We start from the raw sequence: 23992 nt of genomic DNA on the forward strand, positions 1-23992 counted from the left end.
ATTAATCTTTTATAAATCCTTTAATACGGTTAATTAATATGGTTTTCTCAACAGAATCTCCAAGTCTTGAATTAATCTCTTTAACTAAATTTTCCGCATTCTCTCCTTCCCTGAATCGTGTTTCATAAGATGTTATTTCTGAATTTGCCAAATCCCCTATTGTATCTTCTCTTTCAAAAATTTCAATAGCAATCTGATTCACAGAGGCGCCAAACGTGTTGAAGCCAGGTCTATCTGCAGTTACAACTCCTGTTTCGTTATCCTTTTTGAAAACCAGTACGTTTTCTTCATGACTGTCCGAAATGATAAAAGGAGAATGGGAAGTAATGAGTAATTCCCTAATATTTCTCTTTTTAGTTTGAGACAGACAATCTTTTAAAGTGGAAACAAACATGGCTCTCCAGTCTGGATTAAAATGCGTTTCTGGTTCGTCAAGTAAAAAAAGTGAGTTTGTATCTTTGAATAGCAAACAAATTCCCATTGCATGTAAGTATTGGTGCTCCCCGTCAGACAGTGATTTGCTTAAAATCTCTCCGCGGGTTCCTTTCTTTTTAATAGCAAAGTCTTTAAAACGCATGATCCGTTTTTCCGAAGCAAGAACGGGCACCGTCTCATTCACATACAAACTACCTGATTTGTATAATTCTTCCTTAGTTTTGCGGTCTACTTCGTATAAGTTAAGTGTGAGAAGAATATGAAACGCCCTAAACAACTCAAAAGGGTCCTCATTAAAATGAGCTCTGAAAGCTTTTTTCATTTCACTCAATCCAATCTGCTCTCCATGCTCGTTGGCGAGGATTTCTCCATTTTCATTCCTTTTATCAGAATCAATTAAATAATCCAGATAGAGAACCTTTTTCTCTGCGTCAAAAAACTGACTTGTTGCACAGCTTCTTAATTTATCAATGGCTTTGTAATCTTTTAAAGACTCATTTTTTCTTTTGAGTTGGCTTGTCAGTTCAAAAAAATCGTCCCTTTTATCTCCTAACGATTGTTCTTCGACCAAACTCGAATCCTCAAACCTATATTTTGGAATCTTCTTACTCTGATTTATAATGATTCTAAATCGGGTGATTGCCTTTATCCCGATCACCTCATAAATCGGTTTTAGTATTTTTTCGTCCTGCATTAGATAGTTAGTCAAGAATACGGCCTGACTGTGCTGGGCATCTAAATAAGCTAACCTACTTTCGGGTTGAGCATAGCCGGTCTCTTCCCTCAATGCGTCTTCATACTCGTCATATTGGATAAATAGCATTTTGAAAAACGGAAGGCTTAAAATCTCATTTTCACCAGATGAATAGCCAAGAATATAGTCAGGTAATAATGACTTTGCTATGTCCCTCGCGGGAGGGTTTGTGGCTCCAGGTTCTAACTCATCTCGATCGATCCATTCGAAAAAAGGCGGTTCTCCGGTTTGCTTTGTAATTCGAACATGTGCTATTTCATCTTGCAATGCAATATTGCTCAAGTACTCAAACCTTTTTGCCGTAATATCTCTGGGTACTGATATGAGATATTCTATCTCAAATGCATCTGGGGTACATTTTTCTGCAAAAAAACCACTACGAATGACCTTTCCATTTTCATTTTTTTCACCTTCAAAATCTTCTGGGCGGTATTCAAGGTAAATACATTCCATGTGATAAAAGATAGCCGCCAATGCTTCCAAAATATTCGACTTACCACTGCCGTTTCGACCCACCAAACAGTAGGGCATGAAGTCCCAAATCTTCTTTCTGTCAAAACCACGAAGGAAATGAACTTCAAAGCCTGCCTGCAAGCTTCTGAAATCCTCGTTCAATTTAAGCCTCAGCAGTTTCATGTACGATTAATTCTATTTCTTTGGTCGATTCATTAAATCTTTGCTTTATAAAAGCATTTTCTTCCGATAACCATTTGAAAAGCAAATTCGCCATCTTATCATATGCAGGAACGGCTTCAAAAGGAAATTTTGTGATCTCTTCCCAAAGTTGAGCAAATGTGAATGGTTCTTTAAATTTGCCTTTCACGATTCGATATTTTACGTATTCATCCCAAAAAGGAATTTCACCCCTAATTTTCAACTCCACCTCAAGTTGACGAATGGTATTGTCGATTTCATCCGGTGCACCTGTATGAGGTTGACTTTTGTGAAATTCTTCTAATTCTTTATTAATTTTTTCAACGGCTATTACATCTCCGCTAACTTTCGGTTGAACATCCATTATGCCTTCTATAACTCCTCTTTCAATGGTTTCAAGCTGTCCCTTTAATGCTTTTGAAGAAAGGGAATGATACAAGTCAATCAGGAACGATTTGGACGAGATGAATGATTTCTTAATTTTCTCGATCTCATTGACAACTTCAGCATATTTTATTTGAAGCTCTTTTGGGACATCTGGAATTAAAAGCGCTTTTAGATCGCTAAGATTTAAAGTTTTTTGCGCAGCTCCTCTAACTGACCGCTCTACTTGAGCCTTTACAAAATCACTTTTTAATGCACCAAATAAAAAGATGTAGTTTATTCTATTTTCATTAGGTTTGATATATGCTATATGTCTTTGAAAGCAAAACTTTTTCAAGGATTTAACAATTGCAGGATTGCCGTACGAGCCCACTGAAGTATAAAGAATATCACCTATCTCTATAGGAGTCCTTTTAATTAAAATATCGTATTCCTCTTCTGATATAAAACGATCCGTTTCATAAATTATCTCATCGTTTTTAATATTTGAAACAAATAAGAATGGTATTCCAGATTCAGTAAACTTTGGACTCTGATGAGTTCCATCAGTAATTTTGAGCGCGAATGTTTTTAATGGTTTCGTAGGAAACTTGGGTGAAGAAAGTGTGCCAAACAATTTGATAAATTTCATTTTTAGAAATTCATCCAACAACTTAATACTCGTTTCCCTTAGCTTAATTAAGCTTTGTGCTTTATATAAAATTTTCGAAATTCTTACTTGATTTTCTAACGATGGAAGTCGTATTTTATAATTTTCGATAATTGACGCTGAGATATTAGGTTGGCCTCCACCATAAGCATCAAGCTCTATTTTCTTTTGTAAACCTTTAAGTAAAATGTACAAATAGTCTAAATTCAACTTATTTTCATCTTGAATCACAAAGCATCCTACCCGCTGATTTTGATATGCTTTGTGATCAGAGTTGTAGCGTCCGAATTTTCCTGTAGTAGCACCGGACATTGCAATGAGAATATCTCCCTTGTAAATTCTAAATTTTTCAAAAACACTGGACTCTGCTGTTCTTAAAGCGTCATTTGAAGTGGCTTCGTCATCCTTGATGTTCGAAATACGGATTACAGGAATTCCTTCATTTGAAAAGTTTTCACTTTTAAAGGCATACCCATTCCTCAATTTACATACATCACCTAATCTATACTCTGTGGTTTCCATTAGGCAATCATGTCTTTTAACGTTTTTAATTCAGAAAGTATGGTTTTTTCCAAATTTTCGAGTTCTTCGAAAATTAAAGCCGGTTCTTTATATTCAATTTCTTCAAATACCTGCTCTTGGTATTTGCTCATACTTAGGTCATAGTTTTTGTCCTCAATTTCTTTTCTAGGGACAAAGAAGCATTGAGCTGTTCTGTCTGTATCGATCTTTGGATTGCGACCCCTGTATTTGACAATAATGTCTTGTAAATCGCCAAAATCCCGAATGCCACCTTCTTTATATTTTTCGGCGCGTCTATCATTCAGCTCATAACCGTCGCTCTTCATTTCATAAAACCAAGTGTTTTCAGTTATCCCGCCTTTGGTTAAAATGAGAATCGAAGTATTCACGCCAGCGTACGGCTTAAAAACCCCGCTTGGCATTGTTATTACAGCATTTAATTGAGCTTCTTCTACCAATTTCTTACGGAGTTGGGTAAATGCTTTTCCTGCTCCAAACAACACTCCCTGCGGTACAATTATAGCAGCCACACCACCCATTTTAAGCATGGTGACAATACGTTCAACAAAAAGAAGTTCTGTCTTAGTTGTTTGCAGTTTTAAGTTTTCATTGATATCGCCTTTATCGATGCTTCCGGTAAATGGCGGGTTTGCCATTACGATGTCGTATTGAGCATCTTCATTGTAAGTTTTGCTTAAGGTGTCTTTGTAGTCGATATGCGGATTGTCAATACCGTGCATCATTAGGTTCATCAATCCAAGACGAACCATCGTAATGTCAATATCATAACCGAAGAAACTGTCTTCCAAAATCTGTTTTACGTCTTCGGTAAGGACAGCCGATAGTGTTCCTCTTTCAAAACCATCATTGTCCTTTATCAGCTTGGAAGGATCTTTCTGGCGAACCAAATCACTTAAAAGGTATTGATAGGCTCCGAGCAAAAACCCGCCTGTTCCGCAAGCAGGATCGGCAATTCTTTTCCCTAATTTAGGCTCAACTAAATCAGCAACTAATTTTATTATATGTCTTGGAGTTCGGAATTGTCCATTTTTACCTGCTGTTGCAATCTCACTTAACAACATTTCATATACATCCCCCTGTATGTCCTGAAAAGCATGTCCACCTTCCATGGCGTCTTTTTCGATCTCCAGAAAAATTAACTCTATCTGCTTGATGGCTTCTACAAGCAACAACGGCTTTTCGATAATGAAAACCGCATTTGCCATATGTTTGGTAAATGGAGATGTTCCACCGTTTAAATTCTTGATAAACGGAAAGACATTAAATCTAACATGTTCCAACATTTTCTCGGCCGGTGCCATTGATTTGAAGAACGACCAACGCAATTCCGCCTTAGGTCTTGGCTTTTTCAGTTCTTCAACCTTTGCCTTGGCAGCATCAAGATCTTTCACATACTTGGGGTAGTCATCTTTATCTTTAAACAGATACAAAGCTTCATCAACATACGGTACATAAGTGCCTTCAAATCGAGAAGTATATGAATCGCCAGTGAATTCAGCATCCTTTTCTCGCTTTGCTTCCATGTCGTCTAATCGCTTCATAAAAAGCAAGTAGGTTATCTGCTCAATTGCCGTTAAAGGATTGCTAATACCACCACTCCAGAACGTATTCCAAAGGTTGTTAATAGTTGATTTAAGATTTGCGTTGTTTTGTAACATTATGCCGCCAATAATTTTTTTGTTAAACTTAAAATTTCATCAATCTCATTTGGGTTGAATACCCCCCGAATTCCTTCCGGATGGAGCATGGTGAACGGTGATTCAATTAAGTTGCGTTTTTCCAAGTCTCCTCTTTCAATGATATAGCTTTTGAGCAAATCCAAAAACTGCAATTGCCTGCTGCTTAAATAACTGTGAGCTACAATAAAATTGTTAAATGCTTCGAACACCGTCTCTGGAAAAGAATCTAGAACTTCAATCCCCAGAATATGCTTGATAAAGTGCACCAACTGAGCTTTGCGGTGATTGTATACTCTGCGAAGCAGATCAATAGTAATATTGGGGTGTTCCTCATAAAGTTCTTCTGCAAGTTGTTGAGCTTCTTCATCCGAAATTGCTTCACCGGCTTTAATTTTTTTCAAGAGCGGACTTGTTTCGGTTAGCTCGGTTATTTTTTCTTCGACTAACTCTTTATATCTAGAAATACTTACCGATTCATGCTGGGGACCAAATTCGACAAATTCTCTTTGCGTGATGATGTCCTGCAAATTGAATTTAGCTGGTCCAAGTTGCACATTAGCAGACTCAATGAATTTCATTAAAGGAGCTAACTTATTAATCAATTCATCATACTTGTCTTCATTGATAGTTGCCCAATATTGATTGGTTTGAGATTGCCGCACTAATTCCGCTTCTTTTGCAATTATGTTGATTGAAGAAGGGAGTTCAGCAATAGTTTCAATTATTCCATATCGAAGTGTATCATATTTATCTATGTCCTTATTCAGTTGAGCCAATGACACTTCCACAATATCCTTTTCAAAACGCATTGCTTTGAAGTCGGCATCGGAAATAGTTCTCATCAATGGTTTAATAACAGTTCTAAGAAAGTCAATTTGTTTTGCTGTCAACTGATTCCAGAAATCATCATCGTCAATTCGTTGCAATTGGCTTTTAGCATCCATTATAACTATTGAACTTTGAGGCAACTGCTTAAGTTGTTTTTTAAGCTTTAAAATTTCACGAGATGTAATATCTGCTTCGTTAACCTGAATAGCTTTTTCAATTTTATCTAGTCGTAGTCCGAAAAGTCGGACTGGTAATGGGATTTGCGGTTTTAATTCCTTGCCTTTAGGATTAAGCTTGAAGTATTCAAAATTGTCCCAGCAATCCATGATTAGAAAAACATCCTTTTCCATACACCAAGGTTTCTTTTTGGTTGGCTCCAATAAACGAGTTCCTCTACCTATCATCTGCCAAAATTTTGTGTAGGAAAACACAGGCTTTGCAAAAACCATATTGACCAATTCACGAACATCAATTCCTGTATCCAACATGTCGACACTGATTGCAACTCTCGGCATGTTATCATGGGTGAATTGGTCTAACAAACCACCTTTTCCATATGCTCTTGGATCATCGGATACAATTACTTTTGCTAATTCCCCTTTGTATTCAGGATAAAGATTGTCGAATATATGTTCAATTTCCCTTGCATGGCGTTTGCCAACACAGAAGAAAATCGTTTTCCCGGGAAGAACTCCGTTAGGGTCTTTGATACATTCTTCCATGAAAGTCTTTACAATCAAAGAATTCGTACCTCTGTTGCTTACCGTCTTCTCGAGTTCAGTGCCGTCATAGTTCATTTCCGCGATATCCTTTCCTTCAAGTATCAACTTTTTCTGGTCTTCCAGTGAAATAGTCCTTTTACTAATACCTTCATCCTGGAATTTGGTCTTAATTTTAATTACCTGAAAATTGCTCAAATAAGGTGGGATATTATTGACAGCCTCCTCGTAAGAATAAGCGTATGTTGGAACTCCATCTTCGCATTCAAATAAATTAAAAGTATTATGGTCGATAATATCGGTAGGAGTAGCAGTTAAGCCCAGAGTTATCGTGTTGAAGAAGTCAAGAATTTCTTGATAAGTATTGTAAATGCTCCTGTGGCTTTCATCCACCACAATCAAATCAAAAAAGTGGGGAGAAAGCGAATTGTTTTCATCTCGTATGACGTTCAGCATAGTTGGATAAGTCGAAACATAAATGCGCCTGTCTTGTGCAATAGATTTTTCACCAACCTTGGGCCACCTTGGTTCGTTTGATAGATGTTCTTTAAAAGCATCTAATGTTTGGTCACGTAAAGCAATACGGTCAACTAGAAAAAGTACTCTTTCAACCCAACCGGCTCTCATCAAAGATTCAACTAATGCAATGCAGGTTCTTGTTTTGCCAGTCCCCGTCGCCATTACTAGAAGGAATTTTCTTTTGCGTTTTTCTACTGCGTCCAAAACTGACCTGATCGCTCTTTGCTGATAGTCACGTCCTGCTATTTTTGTATTGATAAATTCGCTAGCTAAAGCCTTCCTCGATTGACGAAGGTATTTATAGCGTTGTAAATCCTCTCTGGTTGGAAAACCATGCACTTTCCTTGGAGGATAATTATCTAAATCCCAGAAAAAGATGTCATGTCCGTTCGTAAAGAAACAAAAAGGTAAGTCCCCATTTTGACTATTCTGAATGTTGTAGCAGTATTGTTTTGCTTGTTCTTTTCCGATAGTTGGATCCGCTGATGTCTTTTTAGCTTCAATAACTGCTATCGGCCTACCATCCCTTCCTAAAAGTACATAGTCACAAAATTCCACACCGTATTTAAGCTCAGGCTCATTTAGTCTATCAGCATTTCCGCGAATGATAAATTCTTTTACAACCTGTGTCCGGTCCTGAATATTCCAGCCCGCTTCTTGTATGCGCTTGTCGATTATCTCTTTGCGTGTTAGTTTCTCGTTGCTCAAGATTTTGTTGTACTATGTAGATAAATAAAAATCTCTTATTCAATAATATAAGGCTCAGTTACTCTATTATGCCTGAGTAAACAATAATAGCTAATTTATGATGGCTAAACAATCTTAAGAATCCCTTCTCAGTAAAATACAATAAGCTAGGGGCTGATCGCTACATTTTAAAAAAATCTCCATGGAGGCTAGTGGTCATTCAGGAAATGATATCAACCGAACCTTTCATGCACCTGAGGCTGTTTAAAAATAACAAAAAGGTCATGGCATCGATGCCAAACCATTGGGACCATATGTGGCCTTCGAACCGTTGAAGAACCGCAATTACCACGCTAAATTTAAAGATTTGACGTCTTTACAATCTATTCTGTGACCGGCACAAGCGACAATCATTTTTTGAAGCTGATCAGGCGTATCCCTTTTTTTTCTTCCTTGATATTAGCAATGAAATTTTTTGACCGCAAATTGTTGGCTAGGTAACCGTTTTCGGTACCGTAAGGGATGACGGGGCTTTTGTAACGAACCCCTATATCGTCAAACGGGTCTGGAAATGTAGCGAAGATTTCCGCCATTTGCGCGGTGGTGAACTGCTGGTAATGCATGTTGAAGAGTTTAACCCGCTGCCCTATTGGGAAGGCAGTTTTCAATAAAGACAGCAATACCATTTCCGGGACCTTAAAAGATGCATGGTCAAAAATCAACCGCATTAATTCGGTTTGCACCTGCCGGTTATTAACCAACAAAATGTCGTTAACATGGTTGACTAGCGTGTTCTTCTCCTGTAAGGTAAACTTGACAGATTTAAGAATGCCCACGACGTCGGAACTGTCCAGTGTAAATTGCTCTAATTTTTCAAAAAGCTCCTTTTTACTGCGTTCGATCAGCAACAATTGCGTTCCAGGGTAGCGCTCCTTTAAGGCGCTGAAGTTCTCCGGAACCGGAGATACTACATAGCGCTTGATGAGCAGGTCTATCTTTTCTTTGGTCAACTCAGCATTGAACTTGCTCATCGGATACCAATAAGGTATACTAATCATTAAGAGATCGTAAGCTTCGTCCGACAGGTCGGTCCGATTAATGAGCTCCACCATGAAGGCTTTAACGGTCTCCAGATCGGTAACCGGATTATCTTTATCAATCTTACGTTTGGATAGTTCGCCGGCAATCGCGCTATCGTTTAAATATCCTATAAGGGCATTACTTATTGAATTTTCCTTACGGACATAGGCCATGATAACATTGTACCAAGTAGCCTCAACCAATGACCATTCCAATAATTCATCATCTAGGGCAGCGTGGGTCAGCTCGGTGATCAGCGGAACCAGTGTGGTGGTTTTTGCGATAACTTGCCTCCGTAACTCTAAAGCAATGGTATCGTTGTTCAGCAGTGTAACAAAATGATTTGAATCCATATACTGATAGTCCGTCATTTTCAGATAGACATTCGTGAGATAATCACTCAACTGTTTCTTGACGTAGCTAATCAATTTCGGATAACCGGAAGAATAGATAGCCTCATAGTTGCGCTTATCGAAGGTTTCCCGATCAAACGTACCAGCAAAGTCGATAACTCGCTCAAGCATGACCGGAAGCAATTGATAATGTTCGTTATCACACACAAAGGAGGCAAGCTTCTTTGGACCAGATTTCAGATCAAGCGCGTTGAATTTAATCTGTAAAGCAGTGATCACTTTTTTGAGCTTCTCCTCATCGGGAATCAACTGCATGAAATCTTCCGTCCCGGAAATGGTTTTGTCCAAGTCTGAAACGCGGGCGATCGCTTTCAACGAATCTACTGCCGCGTGGGCTATCACCAACTCAAAGTACTCCCGCTTCCGCTCCTTGGTCAGCAGGGTTTGTTGCATAATAAACTTCCAAAAGCCTGGCCAGGTTTTAGTCAGCTCTTCGATGAAAACCGGTACCTACGTCCCGTTGGTTAGATAACCGTCAATAAAGGAAAAAGCATATTCGTAACCTTCATTCAATTGAGACAGCACCGCGATTCGCTGGTTCTCTAATGGTTGAGCCAGCAAATAGTCCAGCAGTTGATAATTCAAAAGGTAGGGTTGCTGAAAGTCAACGACTCGGATCTTTCCAATTAAGTTGCCAATCTTTTGAAGTTTAAAGTCATAGCTCAGCGCGATCTGACTTTTGACATTCAGCAGAAAGGTACGGTCTTCCTTGGTGATGCTGCCCTCGTAGAATAAGGATATGTAATCCAGGTAATCTTCGTCAATATAACCCGAACGTAAGAGCAGTTTTACCAATAAGCCTTGGGGCGACTTTTCGTCAATATCGATCTTGGCTGAGCTGTCGTTAAGTATCTCCTTGAGCTTAAAATGCCGCAGATCAGTCTTGAGTTTTTCATATTTGGCGATTTCTTCCTTAAGGGTCTCCTGCCGATCATCAAAGCGTTCTCTGATAATTGCGAGCCGGTCTGTATAAGTATACTCATCCGCCAAATCATTTTCTACCTGCGCGAATTTCACTGACGACTGAATTTGTTGCAGGGTATATTGGTTACTGTAGTTATGCGTAAAATACTTGTAAGCGATTTTATCCTGAGTCACCTTTTTGAATAGTGATTCATCGTCGGCGATCTCCTTGAAGGTCTTTTCGACACCATCAATGATAAATTGAGAAAAGCCGGTGATTCGCGAAGCGTAATATCCTAGATATATCATTCGCAACTGAATTTCGTCTTCATACAGTTCCTCCTCTAACTGCTCGATACGCGCCTTATTAGCTTCGATCTTTTCATCCAATTTTTTAATACGCTCACTAGAGTAGGCCTTACGACCGTTGACTACTTTGTAAAGGATGCCCTTCCCATCACTTAATGCCACGAAATCCTCGGGATATATATTTTTGTAAACGATCATGGCCAGTAATTTATCCTGATCGAGTTCCTCACCAAGCAACTCACGGTAAATGTGATACTCATTCATGATGTTATACAACAGGCGCATGTCATCGATAAAAAAGCTTAGGTCATCAATTAGGTCGCCGGATATCTTATAGGCATTTTGTTTCACGATGGAGGTCAGTTTTTCATTGGAGTTTGAACTGTTGATTACCGGGATAACAGGAATGATAAAATCAAAGAATTTGGTGCGGTCCTTGTCCCGGAACATCTCGTCCCGCACCGCATAAATAAATACTACGGCCTGTTCGACCTTTTTGGAATTATTGATCAACAGGTTTAGTTCGCGCAACTTGGTGAAGATCTCGGCCTGCCGGAACCGGTCCAAGTCTTCAATTAATACGACCGAATAGTCAGTGACCTCAAAGAAGTAGAGTATCTCGTCCAAGTGATTGTTGAGAATGGATTTGCTGATATTCTTATCAATCTCGATCTCCGCATCTTGAAACTTGAATTTACTGACTCTCAGGCCATAAGCCAAACGGATGGAGCGAAAGACCACAAATGACACTGCGGTCAAGAAAATGAGCAAAGAGGTCCAATGAAGGTCTTTCGCCAGCCAACCAGGGAACTTGGTTAGTAACAATTGTTCATCTTTTTCCGGAAAAAATAAATAAGAACCGAACAGCATGGCCGCCATGATGCTCACAGTGATCCAGATGAGTTGTTTACGCTTGAAGTTTTTGATCTTCTTAAAGCGGGAATCAGGTATTTTTTTGTCTTCTTCGTGATAAAATATCTGTTGCAGGATACTCAGCTCAATAAGTCGGAGGAGGTCATCCTTGCTTTTGGGCAGGTCCGGTTTGTCTTTCGTTTCCATGGTTGCCGGAGGCGTTGAACCTCCGCCAGATGCGGGTGCAGGATCCTTTTCTTCCTTATCCTCGCCAGGGTTCTCTTCTTTAAAAGTCGCCAGTGATATCTCCAAAAATACCAAGTCCGTGTTTTGGTTGTTCTTTTGGAAGGTTTTCAAAATACTGCTTTTACCTGAGCCATAAGGTCCTGTTAAGGCGATGTTGTAAATGTTTTTCGTCCTGCGATGCTCCAAAGCCCAATTCAGAGCCTCAAAATATTGATGTGCATCCGCGTTGTCGATTGGTGACAATGGGTTATAAGCGGACCCGGTCTCTGTAACTGCATCCTCTCGATCCCAGGCATTAATGTATTTACCCAACAATTTGTGAGTAGATTTGGCAAAATTTTTTAAGTATTTCTTCACGATGGTTCAGGTATTTAACTACTACTCAGTGAAGATAAACAATTTCAGACAACCTGAAACAGCCGTTTTAGCATCAATACTTTGGGGGATTATAGGAACCCGCTACACCTTTAATTTTGAAATTCTATCCTAACAAAATTTGTGATGCTGACCAAAAATTATTATCTTTAGTCTCATTACACTAAGTAGCATAATTTAAGGGTCAAATAGTGGCCATCTGGTGAGCGCTCGGTGAGCAGGGCTATAAACCAAGACATAGATATCAAAAGAGAGCCTGTAACGCCGTTCTCAGCGTTCCCTCCGGCTCCACCAACAAAATTTTAAAAAGGCCCTTATTTAGCAATAAGGGCCTTTTATTATATTAAATTTTTGATTGGTAGCAAAAATGGTAGCAATTTTCTAAAAGCCCGTATTCAAATAACGATGGCAATTTGAATGGCGATACAAAATTTTATTGTAATTATACAATGTTAGGCACGCAATCAAAATCTGCTACTGCTGTCTTGAGTTTAATTTTATTGCACTTACGAGATTCACTGAACTTACCTGCAAGTTGTTATATGACCAGCAATACCAACTATATTTTATTAGTCAATGATATGTTTTTATGCTTTGCGATTGTGGCATGTGTTTTTGTGACTTTGTAAAAAGTATCTCTATTGAATGCACAAAATTTTTAATGCTACTAGTATTTAATGCGAACCCTTCTCAAGTCATCCAACGGGTATTATATGTGACATCTAATAAATGGTGTCCAGGTTGGCATCAATAGCTGTATCGTCGGATTCGTCCGTTAAGCCTTTTTCAGCACGGGCAACAATAGCATCGATACATTTTTGAGATAGGTTCACGCCTGCTGATTTTACCTTCAGTCGTGCTGCAATCTTGATTTTAAGTGACATAGTAAGTTTTTGAGTGAGTTGCTAAGTTGCATTTTTTAATTACTCGTCTACACCTTGCGGATATGTCACGAAGTTACTGGTAGGGTCGCGTGTGGTAAAGTTCGTGGACTTACTAAGTGGGGTTGGTTGATGTATTTAATTAATGCAGCTTGACGTTTATAGTTGCTCGGAAAGCACTTAACAATGAATGGTTCAATTTGAACTCATCGTTCTGTTTAATATCTTCGCTCTAACTTAAACCCCAATACTCCAATGGCTAAATATTTAGCACTTTGTACGTTATCACTGTTTCTCTTTCTTTCCGGATGCTCGAAGAAAGATTCTGAACCTGTAAAGACTCAAACTGACACGCCCCCACCTGTTGATAATACGCCAACTTTTAATTTTACAGTTACTGTTGCTGCGGTGACAGATAGCTCTGCTGCAATTACGCTCAACACCACGAATGCAAAGCAAAGCGACGTCTTAAAATACGCTATCACGTTAAATAACAAAACGATAGCTGAGAACCAGCAAGGCGCTAGTTATATCATCAAGAAATTAACTGCTGAAACCAGTTATGAAGGCAAGGTTGAACTGAAAGATCAGCACGGCAATGTGAAGTCACAACCGATTAGCTTTCAAACTTTAAAATACTATCTAAAATTCATCAAGACATATGATGTAGCACCTGAAAACCAAGGTGACTCCTTCATACAAACACCTGATGGCGGATATGTGATCAGCGGCTTTGCATCAGCCAGTTATAAGGAGGGTATTTATGGAAACAGTTACAATAACGAGATCATCACGCTCTTGCGAGTTGATAAATTTGGAAACAAGATTTGGTCTAACAGTTTCTGGTACGATAATAGGTTTTCAGTAGGGCATACTAAATACAACGTTGTACAACTGGCTGATGGTGGGTTTGTTGTAAACGGATCGTCCGCCATTGTAAAAGTCGACGCCAATGGGCATAGATTGTGGGAACACTACTTTCCAAGAACCGGGCTAAATCTTCTGATACGTAACGTTTCGGTGAATAAAGATAACACCATCATGGTAGTTGGTTATGGTGATGCAGGCGCTCTCATATATAAGTTTTCGTCAGATGGTAAACTTATATGGGAAAATCACTTCTTTGATAAAGATGAAAAAACTTTTACATCGGCCACTGCTATTGCAGAAACCAACGATCATGGATTTATTGTTATTGGGGAATATGCCGGCACTGAAGTCATTCAATCATATTACGCCAAACTTGATGATAGAGGAAACGTTGTTTGGTTAAAGCGATTCCCCATAACCGGCACATGCCATGCTAAGGACGTTAAGGCAGGGCCAGACGGTACTTTTACAATCATAACTGATATCCTCCAAAGTAGACCTAGAATTACAACAATCACACCTAATGGAGATGTGCTGATGACAGCAGATTTAAACATTACCGAATACTTAATATTAACCGGTTTTGATTTTACGCCCGATGGATATATACTTTCCGGCATTTACGTACCACCGTTTGCAGGCATATCTAATTACTGGATGCTCATCAAAACGGATAAACAAGGCAAAATTATCTGGAAGAAAAGATATACAGAAGGCAACTGTTATGACGTGAAATACATTGATGAAGGTTTTGTTGCTTCAGGCAGCCACGATGGTCCTCTTGATTACCAAATCAAACTGATGAAGGTAGACAAGGATGGGAATAATTAAGTCATGAAGAATTACCTTTTAACCACTATTGTTGGTTTTGATTCCTTACTTCTTATTCCGTAAGAATATACCGGCCACTGAGCCGTTGCCTTAATTGCTGATCGGCTGAAACATTTGTTTTATAATATATGCCTCGTGACCTAAAATCGAATTACAGTTGTGAAATACACTCTTATAATTATTAAAATGCACCATCGGAGGATAATCGCTTTGTTTGAAAGTGCTGATTGATTCATATCTTTGAACAATCACAGAACAACATATGTCTAAGCCTTATTGCTATTACTTTGCTTGGTTTTTCCTTTGCATCTCTTTTCTTAACTCAGGATGTAAAAAAGACCATACACAAGAAGAAACAAAACCTCAAAAACCAGTTGAGCAACCTTTTTATTCAGATGTAAAGGTAGATAGCATCACTAACTTGTCGATGGTTGTTTCTTATAAGCTTACTAAAGATGCTAAGTCGACGAAGGTTTACTTCGATAATGATTCGTTGGATTTAATAAATGAACTTGCAGGAACAAGCAAACCTCCAACAAATTTTAACAACTCCAGATACTATTCTAAGTATGCTTTCAGTATTTATCTTGATAATGTTAAAGCATATTATCGAATAGGTATGATTGATAAAGATGGTAAAGAAATACTATCTCCCGTCTTCAGTCAGGCATTTGCCCCATATGAAATCAGAAATCCTTATATTGTAACTGGAAAAGGCGCTTTCAACTACCACCCAAAAGACTTTTTTATAAATTATGAAGGAGGCATTCTGTATGAAGGAGGTATTACCCCATATAAGACCATCGGTTATCAGGATAACTCCTTATTAGTAGAGGTGGTAGGTACTGACGAGAATGTACAAAACTATAGCGGCACTTTAAATAACGTCAGCCTTACCGTCAGTAGGATTTTGAAGAATACGGGATTTGAACCACACAGGCAGGTTCTATTTGATGTACCCGATGATTTTCCACTGGGAACCGCAAAGTTCACACTTTCGTACAAAGGCAAGCTGGTATATACAACTGATGTAACGGTATCCAACGGCGGTTTATTAACAGCAATTAAACATCCGGTAAAATACACGCTCGCTGGTTGTTTTTTCGAATCTGGTGGAAAATTGTACACTTACTCAAACTTTGGTCAAGGCCAAACTAATTTTTACAGCCTTGTCCCTGCAACAGGTGGCTGGCAAGAATTACCTGTTTCGAATGAGATGGAACCTAGCCCTTATTTTGACTATAGAAACGGCGCTAAAACCATAAATGGCATAATATATTTTCCTCCAACGTATGACCGGCCAAGTGGCAAAAATCAAGAACAGTATTACCGAGAATTCATTACTTCCTATAACCCTACAACTAACGAATGGAGAAGGACTTACCTTTTATTAACTTCAGATCACGATGAGGATCGTTCGCTAAGTATTGTTGATTTCTTTGTTTGGAACAATAAATTATATTGTATTACAAGTGAGTCAAATTTTTTTTACAACCAACAAGCAGTTGGCAAATTAAATTTAAGGATCTTTGACCCGGCAGATGGAAGCTGGAATGTATATATGTCTTTTCCGAATGATTTAGGCAATGTGCGAACAGTAATCAACAATGGGCATATCTATTTGCTTCAAACAGCTGCGGTCGTATCCGGCCCAGCTTCGTCAAACTTTGTCAATAAATTCTATGAGTTTGATTTAAACGGCAAATCTTTAATAAGAAAGAGTTGGATCGATTATCCCAACACTGGTACTTTCAGGCCATATTTAGTTAGTTTCAATGGCAAAATAATTGTTTATGGTGGTCAATGGGGCGCTGGCTATACCAGCCTTTATTCTTCGCTATTCGCCTCCTATGACCCGGCCACCGACAAGTGGTCCCCGGTAATTGGAAACAGTTACTTTACAGCTTGGGTTAGCCAGACTGAAGGTTTCTTATTGCCGATTAATGGAAGCCTTTATGTTGGTTTAGGATATGATGTTTACTCAAACGGCAATAAAGGTGCTAGCAAGGTTAACTATACCGTGTATAAGGTATCTATGAGATAGCACGCTTGTATTTACTGGTACTGTGCAGTAAGTATATGGCTATAAAGACCTAGGCAGCCTGGTTCTGCTTAACGTGGGCGCTGCATATCCTAATCAGCCATTGACTGTGGTATTAAGAGGTCAGGCAAAGTCGCTTGCTGCAAAAGTAGATGGAATGGTCATTACGATAATAGGTAAACTTATAGATATAAGAAAAAGGTGCAGATTGAGGTTAGTGATCCGCAGTATCTTATTTTGCAATGATCGTTATAAATTAAAGGCTGCTTTTATCAATGGAGTCTCTTTTGCACCAAGTAATCTTTTCTCTATATTACAAGACTATTTAATGAACCGTGAAACACCTTATCACACTGGTAGCACTGGCTACTACCCTTTCTGCTACGGCCGGACATAAGCCTGTCGCCAAAGCTGCGTTTGCCACCTGCACCGGCAGCAAATCTTGTAAAGCCTGTAAAAATTGTTAGTATTGTAAGCACTGCGCTAAGAATAGCGGTACGGGTGGCGTTTGTAAGTAAGAGATAATATACTGCCGTTCAATGTGCAATTACTTTGTATTTAGTGTTTGTTGTATAGTTTGCATTATGGCTGAATATATTACTGCTGTTTACTTTGATAGCCCCAATGGCACTGTGCTTGGTGGACCTATAATGTTTGATGGTAATGAATACATGTTTATCGATCAACATAGCGGATCTGATCTATATTTTCGAGTAAAAAAGTCGGAACAAGGCTGGTATTACTCTGGCGGTCCAGACATATTTGTTATTCCACAAACATTTGTTGACGCAGTTGGCGAACAGATTGATAAACAATACCAAGAAAATAATAAATGACAGTTCGGCATGAGTGATTAATGCGATACAATGTTTCCATAGTTACTTTTCCAAGTATTCCGATGGTCTAGGCGCCGACGTTACCGGCTGCAACAACTTAGCCGCTTCCGTTGCTTCGGCATTAATCCGTTCATACTCTTCTTCGGGATTAGCGGTAAATGCCAGTTGCTTTACAGCCGTTTCCTTACTCATCAACCCAGCACCCACCAGACTAACAATATTGGCGTACTCCTCTTTTAAATTACGCGGCAGCTCAATCTTAAACTCCGGTTTCATCACCAGCCCTACGGATGGCTTAACTTCTGTATTGATTACCGCCATAGCTGACTTTAAGAAGTTCAGATTACGCTGATGAAACATACCGATACTGCCTTTATGTTTCCGGCGTGCTTTGTTGGTAGCCGGTAACAGCATTATTTCAATGGTAACACCTGGCAAATCTCCGCTGATGTCTTCAAACTTCAAATCTGGTGTAGCCGTCTCAATAAAAATGTCAGTCCGGATGTTCTTACGCTCGTCGCTGGCTGACTGCTGCCCTCCTTTGGATTCTACATATCTCAAATCTGCATTATCGCATCCATCTGGAAGGTTTTACGGGTATTGGATGCGCCTCCACCGGTAGCCGCCACGATGTTGCCACGTGCCAGCAAGATAGGGAATGCGGATTGCTGATTTTCATCAGCCGTGTCACTGTCTATCTCCTCTACCCTCTCAATTTTCGCATCAACATCGGCCCATTCGGTGCGCTTCTGTTCATCCAGAATAAAATTTGCCTTACCATATTTGATGAGTGTTGAATTTTCCAGTTGCCATCCGCCAGTATCCTGCTTAAACGTCATGTACTTATCCGTCAGGAACAGATTCATCTTCTCCACATCCTTGCCATCAATTTTAACGGTGTATCTGCGCGCGGCACCTACCATGTCTTTGTACTGGTCACGAATAGGGATGATGATGTTATCATCTTCAGGGCTGAGAATGGTGCAACGCATGCTATATTTACTGTCTTTACGACCTATGCCTTCCCAGTAGTCTTCTTCGGCTGGTACAGAATACCAAACCAGCAACACGGTGAGGTAGCGCTGTTTTAAGCGCTCGATCTCCAAAGCCAGATAATCAAACTTGTTATCCTCAAGCGTTTTTTTGACCATGGCCAACATGGTTTCATCTGTTGCAACGTTTTCACGCGGTGTGCAATCAATATCAATACCTCCCGATAGCGCCAGGTCAACCGACCAATCTATAATAAGCTTCTGCGTAGCTGAGGGTATGCCGTGAACGGGCTTGGTTTCTTGCCTGAAAATCTCGTCGCCATTGGCATCTTTTACGCCGGTAGTTACATCAACATTTCTATCCGGGCGGTATTGCATATCAGATACAACCTTATGCTGTTCAGGCCAGAAATTAACGGACTGCTCTGGGATGTCGGGTGCAAGGTCGGATATTTTACTGACCAGTTTGGTAGGGTCGCTTAAAAGGGCTTGGATTTCGCTTAGTTCTATTGTAAGCACTATACAAATACCCATGCGTGTAGGCACGGGCATTTGTATAGTGCTTACTATGAATTATTGATAAGGCTATTCTGACTTTATGCAATATTCAACTCACTTTTAATTGCTTTCATGTTTCCCATGGATCTTTGATATTTTTCGTTGCGACAAAGCCAACATGAGCAAGGTTTGCCATGAGATCTGTAAGCATAAAATTTACCTACTTTTCCTAATAATGACAATTGCGTTAACCTCTTTTTTAACTTAAGCATTTTCAATTCATGCCTGCGTGCTTTATTCATATGAGTTATTTAGAAACTTTTATGTCTCCTTCAACAATAGCTTTTTGCAAATCATCAACGGTAAAACCATTGCCTTGCTCAAAATCCTCCATACGAAAATTAAAATCTTCGCGTAGCTGGCGACGATATTTTTTCTGCAAGACTTCTCCTGACGACCTGATTTTAGCAATCAATGTTTTAATGCTTTCAATTTCTGCGGCGGTAAATGTGTCGTTGCCTAGTATGCTATTTACTTCCCAAACCTTTTCCTGCACTACTGTTCCACCAGCCCTCAAAAGCATCTCTTCCATTTTGTCTAAGGAAATACTTTTGCCCTCGCTTAAGTAAATCTTCCAACCTGCAACAGTACTGATGCTAACGCCCAGTTTCTTGTATATACCTCGTCTATTAATCAGTGCGGCAAATGCTTCGCGCGTACCCGTTACCACCATATCTGCCAAATTGCAAGTCCAGTAATAGTAATAATAGCGCCCACTTCCCACCAACTAAGGGTAAGCTCTCCCTCAATGACAATCTCCTCACCGTCAAGATAGTTCCTTAAGAACTTGCGAAACCGATTAAACATAATTAATTTTGCCTTTGTATTATTGTTATAGCAAGCTAAAAAAGCGGAAGCCTAATCTTCGGTTGGTCTTTAATAGATTATTTATTTAAGGATTTTTCTGACCTCTTTAAACTTGCAACGTCATTTCAGTTTAAAGTTTCTGGTTTGTATAATGCCTTTCTTGTCGGGCTGGTCGTATTCCATCTTGATAGCTTTGCTGTTCAGCTCGTACCAGGTACGCAGGCCGGTGATGGTAAACTTCTCCTGGATAGCTTCAGCATTTTTGATATCAGCAAAGCCTAAGGCTGTGGAATAACCTGAACGTATCAGCGCAGTGGCTTTAGCTGGGCCAATGCCCCACACGTCTTCCACCGGCAGCTTGCCAAGTGCAAACCTTCGGCGCTCTTCCGAACTCATGACAAATACGCCGGTTTCCTTAAAGTTCTTCTTGGCGGTACGGTTAGCCGCCTCAGCCAGTGTTTTGGTAGGCGCTATACCTATGCACACCGGTATGCCCGTGTGCTGCAAGGTACGCTCGCGCAGTTCAATGGCCATCAGCTCCAAGCTAAACCGATCAAACATATGTACGTCACAGAATAACTCATCAATGGAATATATCTCCATCTCGGGCCATATCTCTTCAATGATGTGCGTTACACGCCGCATCATATCCTGATACAGCGTATAGTTACTGGAGCGCCACCAGAGTTTGCCTTGCTTGACAAGGTTTTCCAGTTCAAATAAGGCGCACCCATTTAATGCCCAAATCTTTAGCTTCCTAGCTCCGGGCGATAGCACAGCCGTCATTGTTGCTGAGTACCACGCCGGCCTTGCCTCTGAGCTTTGGGTCAAACACCCGCTCACAGCTGACATAAAAGTTATTGCAGTCGATGAGCGCGAACAAAGCAGTCCCTCCTTTGATTGTGAATGGTGAAAGATACGACGCCTTCCAAAGAGAAGTCGGTGAACTCGTTCATTTGGATGGGCTGGTATTCGGGGTTGTCGGGCTTCAAGTATTTTTTGTGGCCGGATTCTACATAAACAGCCAGCACGTGTTCGCCATCCAGTACGCCGATCACAATATCACCGTTCAGCACTTTCAGACTTTTATCAACCACCAGCAGGTCATCTTCATGGATCCCCGAGTTTTTCATGCAGTCACCTTTGACACGGATGTAGTACGTGGCATGTGGATACTTGGTCACATATTCATCCAGGCTAATCCGTTCCTCCTCATAATCCGTCCCCGGACTCTCAAAACCGGCATGTATGCAGAAGCCTGCCAAAGGCAAACCCCTGCCGGGTGGTGCCGGCTCGTATACGTGAATCAATTCCATAGCAGCTTAGTTATGTATGGTTCTTAATGGGGCTCTCGTGCGGCCGTTTGGATTAAAAAGTATTACACGTGCAGGCGCTGGTTCCAAACAGTGCTCATAGCTTTCTTCATCTGGCAAACAATATACCTGGGTAGCTTCGTTTAATGAATCGGCACATCCCCAATTCAATTTTCGTTTTTTGCAATAGAACATAATGGCGTCTACATAGTCGTCATAGGTGATAGGTTGCGTCTGATGATCGGGTGCACGTTCCACAACTTAAAACGTACCTTCAGGTGAGTTTTGCCATTTTTCGCCAAGCGTCACGACAAAACCAATTCCTTTCTCGCCTACTTCTCTTTCCTGGTTAAACCGCTCTTTTCGAGGGTCGATTACTTCGAGGTATAAGCCTGTGCAGCCTTTTCAATGATCACCATACGCTGCATGTTGTCGTGATTGAGCTTTACTTCAAATTCCATCATGATTACTTGCTTTAGTTTGATACTACCACGAAAGCATGCTAAAAATATTAGCACTTACAAGTACTGTTAATAACTTGTGGAAATCTTATTTACTACCGTAGGGTGTATTGGCTTAAATCTTGCGATTAGATAAGAATATTGAAACAGTTCATTATGAATGCATTCTACGAACGGCTAATGCATTTTGGAGAAGTAATTGAAGATGCGAGCCAAAAAGCTAGTCAAAGCCTGTCAGATTATTTTATTGTGCAACATCCAGGCTTCCCGGTTGTTTCTGCTACAAATAGCATTGTGCCGAAGCTCACTTTTGTTGATGGTACACCTGCCTTGATTAGAAAGAAGGTGCGGGGGTTGTTAAAGAAGTCGTTTAGCAGAACAAAGCCTGCTTAAACCTAACGATGTGCTAGACACCTATTTTTAGTGAGCTTAATTCTAAAATATAACGTTACATTGGAGCAGCTTCTCGCATTGTTCACAGGCTGATTTCTATAATCAAAAGCTTTTTTTATCTTCGAGCAAAACTATTGCTTAAACCCTATGCCGTCGAACAAGTTCAATTGGGAGTTACTCTCATTCACAAGGTTTCTACTTGCATTGATCGTACTCGCTGAACACATCACACCATTTGACACCTATCATTCATTCGATTGGTATAAAAAGTTCGGTGCTTTTGAGGCGATTCTGGGCTTTTTGCTGATCAGTGGTTTTTCAATCGGAAAATCTATTAATAAAAGCAAAGAGTCTTATTTTAAACGCCGTATCGCACGCATTTATCCAGTATATATCGCTTCGATACTCACCTCTCTATTAGTGAATAGACCGGATTTTTCCTTGCCATTAACTGGTATCTTGTTTGCGAACCTGCTATTTCTTACCCAGATTTTTACAACTAACAACTTGGGGCTTCCCTCTTGGACGCTTACTGTTGAAGTTTGGCTTTATGCACTCGCTCCTGCACTTTTGAAGCTTTCTTACAAGTGGCTTAATGTCATCATTTATGGGTCATTCACCATTTACTGCATATATACATGCGGCAGAACAATTATGCATTGGCCGTATTATTTTGGTACGCAATACGCAATAAATTTACCTATTCTTGCTTTTGTATGGGTTGCGGGTTTCGCTTTAGCTATATATCCAGAAAAGCGAAAGTTCAATCTATTTACTGTCGCATTTCTTTTTGCTAGTCACATACTGCTCACTACACTGATTCAAGCAGCATCGAAGTATAAGCACCATCAATTAGGATTATTTTTCAAGGATGACCTCATCACCTACATTATGCATGCGATTTGTCTAGCGTTTGTGTTTTTCATAGTTTTTTTCAATCATAAGTTTCCCAAATTCTCAAGGCCCACAAACAAACTTTTTAATACACTGGGTAATATATCTTACCCATTATATCTCATCCATATAGTCGTTTTCGTTTTCATCGGAAGCTTTAATTTTCATTTCGGTCCTGTTTTAGCGCTAGGTGCAATATTCTATGCGTGGCTACTGTACTGGATATTTGATTCTTACAGCAAGAAGAGGAAATTGGAAGTTCCGCAAATTGACCAGCGAGACACTGCCGTTCAACAAGTAGTTAGTATTAATGGGAATAGACGGCAAAATGGGCAAATATGATTGTATACTCCCCGGATTACTTTTATACCTTATTGCTGATGCGATTATTTACTTCTTACCAGCGTCCACAGCAAAAAGGTTCCTGTTTAGTGTGTTAGGACAGTTTGTACTAATCACTATAAGCATCCCGGTAGGAATTGCCATTGCAATTATCTTCATGATTCTTTCAGGTGGTGTTTGCTGACGCTACACTCCACTCAGCGCCCGTATCCCCAACCCTTTCTTCTTATTGATGAATGCCAGGTATTCATTAGTAAAGTTGTGCGTGATCAGGTACCTCTTACAGTCACTCGCGTGCCCAAACTCATGATACGGCACCTTCATAACCGGATGCTTTACTACCTTCTTAAAGATGGTTCCCTCAGAAGCCCCTGCGTGTATTGGTAATCATAGATCGACTTTTTACACACATCGCTGATGCCGATCGTAATACTGCTTGCACTATCGCCCAAATAAATCTCATTGATAAAATTACTTGATTGCACCACACTAGGGTTTACCGCTTGAATAGGCAGTACCGGCCGGTAATCTTTTAACTCCTTCAAGATATCAGTGAAACAGTTTTCACCTTTCTCTTTCTTGGTATCTTCCTTGATGCTGGTCCGGTCACCACCAACGAACAAGCCGGCTATCTCGTTCAAGAGATAGGAATTTTAAGAAGTGCTGTAAACTCCGTGGATGGTTAATCTTAACAGCAGCAAGTAACCTATTGCTTCTATAGCAGGCAGATCGCAAACAGCCTTT

At 39.9% G+C, this 23992-nt stretch carries 19 protein-coding genes and 1 pseudogene; 6 read left to right on the forward strand and 14 right to left on the reverse strand.

Annotated elements, in window-relative coordinates:
* Window position 1: 1 nt before the first annotated feature.
* The 7 genes from GPM24_RS09700 to GPM24_RS09730 all read right to left on the reverse strand — a co-directional run bounded on the left by GPM24_RS09700 (window position 2) and on the right by GPM24_RS09730 (window position 12913).
* Entirely contained in the window at window positions 2-1825 is a 1824-nt protein-coding gene (locus GPM24_RS09700; protein WP_158826562.1) for a restriction system-associated AAA family ATPase, read from the reverse strand.
* Window positions 1806-3398: a restriction endonuclease subunit S gene (locus GPM24_RS09705; RefSeq protein WP_158826563.1), complete on the reverse strand. Its 1593-nt coding sequence runs from the start codon at window positions 3396-3398 to the stop codon at window positions 1806-1808. The genes GPM24_RS09700 and GPM24_RS09705 overlap by 20 nt, the downstream gene beginning before the upstream one ends.
* The gene (locus GPM24_RS09710; protein ID WP_158826564.1) at window positions 3398-5077 is read right to left on the reverse strand and encodes a type I restriction-modification system subunit M; all 1680 of its coding nucleotides are present in this window, start codon (window positions 5075-5077) and stop codon (window positions 3398-3400) included. Before GPM24_RS09710 ends, GPM24_RS09705 begins: the two co-directional genes overlap by 1 nt.
* Window positions 5077-7872 (reverse strand): type I restriction endonuclease subunit R, encoded by a 2796-nt coding sequence (locus tag GPM24_RS09715; RefSeq protein WP_158826565.1) that lies wholly within the window; start codon window positions 7870-7872, stop codon window positions 5077-5079. The genes GPM24_RS09710 and GPM24_RS09715 overlap by 1 nt, the downstream gene beginning before the upstream one ends.
* Before the next feature lie 389 nt (window positions 7873-8261).
* Complete coding sequence (locus GPM24_RS09720) at window positions 8262-9737, reverse strand: hypothetical protein (protein WP_158826566.1); 1476 nt, start codon at window positions 9735-9737, stop codon at window positions 8262-8264.
* 57 nt (window positions 9738-9794) lie between these two features.
* Window positions 9795-11966, reverse strand: a complete 2172-nt coding sequence (locus tag GPM24_RS09725) for a YobI family P-loop NTPase (RefSeq protein ID WP_158826567.1) — start codon at window positions 11964-11966, stop codon at window positions 9795-9797.
* Between the two features lie 785 nt (window positions 11967-12751).
* Complete coding sequence (locus tag GPM24_RS09730) at window positions 12752-12913, reverse strand: hypothetical protein (RefSeq protein ID WP_158826568.1); 162 nt, start codon at window positions 12911-12913, stop codon at window positions 12752-12754.
* Between the two features lie 252 nt (window positions 12914-13165).
* Between GPM24_RS09730 and GPM24_RS09735 the strand changes: the two genes are divergently transcribed.
* The 4 genes from GPM24_RS09735 (at window position 13166) to GPM24_RS09745 (ending at window position 17488) form a co-directional block, all read left to right on the forward strand.
* Window positions 13166-14611 carry a hypothetical protein gene (locus GPM24_RS09735; RefSeq protein WP_158826569.1) on the forward strand — a complete coding sequence of 482 codons (1446 nt, stop codon included), beginning with the start codon at window positions 13166-13168 and terminating at the stop codon, window positions 14609-14611.
* Window positions 14612-14873: 262 nt separating this feature from the next.
* A complete protein-coding gene (locus GPM24_RS09740) occupies window positions 14874-16655 on the forward strand; it encodes a Kelch repeat-containing protein (RefSeq protein ID WP_158826570.1) in 1782 nt (593 codons plus the stop codon).
* A 332-nt stretch (window positions 16656-16987) separates the two neighbouring features.
* Complete coding sequence (locus GPM24_RS22285) at window positions 16988-17119, forward strand: hypothetical protein (RefSeq protein ID WP_255459114.1); 132 nt, start codon at window positions 16988-16990, stop codon at window positions 17117-17119.
* Between the two features lie 117 nt (window positions 17120-17236).
* The gene (locus tag GPM24_RS09745; RefSeq protein ID WP_158826571.1) at window positions 17237-17488 is read left to right on the forward strand and encodes a hypothetical protein; all 252 of its coding nucleotides are present in this window, start codon (window positions 17237-17239) and stop codon (window positions 17486-17488) included.
* A 42-nt stretch (window positions 17489-17530) separates the two neighbouring features.
* Here GPM24_RS09745 and GPM24_RS09750 read toward each other — a convergent pair whose 3' ends face one another.
* The 6 genes and pseudogenes from GPM24_RS09750 to GPM24_RS09775 all read right to left on the reverse strand — a co-directional run bounded on the left by GPM24_RS09750 (window position 17531) and on the right by GPM24_RS09775 (window position 21416).
* The gene (locus tag GPM24_RS09750; RefSeq protein WP_158826572.1) at window positions 17531-18049 is read right to left on the reverse strand and encodes a phage portal protein; all 519 of its coding nucleotides are present in this window, start codon (window positions 18047-18049) and stop codon (window positions 17531-17533) included.
* Complete coding sequence (locus GPM24_RS09755) at window positions 18046-19032, reverse strand: phage portal protein (RefSeq protein WP_158826573.1); 987 nt, start codon at window positions 19030-19032, stop codon at window positions 18046-18048. The genes GPM24_RS09750 and GPM24_RS09755 overlap by 4 nt, the downstream gene beginning before the upstream one ends.
* Before the next feature lie 253 nt (window positions 19033-19285).
* Window positions 19286-19720, reverse strand: a complete 435-nt coding sequence (locus GPM24_RS09760) for a hypothetical protein (protein WP_158826574.1) — start codon at window positions 19718-19720, stop codon at window positions 19286-19288.
* A gap of 245 nt (window positions 19721-19965) precedes the next feature.
* Window positions 19966-20680: pseudogene (locus GPM24_RS09765) on the reverse strand (Y-family DNA polymerase).
* A gap of 22 nt (window positions 20681-20702) precedes the next feature.
* Window positions 20703-21161: a LexA family protein gene (locus tag GPM24_RS09770; protein WP_158826576.1), complete on the reverse strand. Its 459-nt coding sequence runs from the start codon at window positions 21159-21161 to the stop codon at window positions 20703-20705.
* Between the two features lie 6 nt (window positions 21162-21167).
* Window positions 21168-21416: a hypothetical protein gene (locus GPM24_RS09775; protein WP_158826577.1), complete on the reverse strand. Its 249-nt coding sequence runs from the start codon at window positions 21414-21416 to the stop codon at window positions 21168-21170.
* 359 nt (window positions 21417-21775) lie between these two features.
* Here GPM24_RS09775 and GPM24_RS09780 point away from each other — a divergent pair, with 359 nt between their 5' ends.
* Window positions 21776-22012 carry a hypothetical protein gene (locus tag GPM24_RS09780; RefSeq protein WP_158826578.1) on the forward strand — a complete coding sequence of 79 codons (237 nt, stop codon included), beginning with the start codon at window positions 21776-21778 and terminating at the stop codon, window positions 22010-22012.
* Between the two features lie 147 nt (window positions 22013-22159).
* Complete coding sequence (locus tag GPM24_RS09785; protein ID WP_158826579.1) at window positions 22160-23248, forward strand: acyltransferase family protein; 1089 nt, start codon at window positions 22160-22162, stop codon at window positions 23246-23248.
* A gap of 338 nt (window positions 23249-23586) precedes the next feature.
* Here the strand turns inward: GPM24_RS09785 and GPM24_RS09790 are convergent, their stop codons facing one another.
* Complete coding sequence (locus GPM24_RS09790) at window positions 23587-23889, reverse strand: hypothetical protein (RefSeq protein ID WP_158826580.1); 303 nt, start codon at window positions 23887-23889, stop codon at window positions 23587-23589.
* Window positions 23890-23992: the final 103 nt, after the last annotated feature.

The sequence above is a fragment of the Mucilaginibacter lacusdianchii genome (genome assembly GCF_009770985.1).
GTDB lineage: Bacteria > Bacteroidota > Bacteroidia > Sphingobacteriales > Sphingobacteriaceae > Mucilaginibacter > Mucilaginibacter lacusdianchii.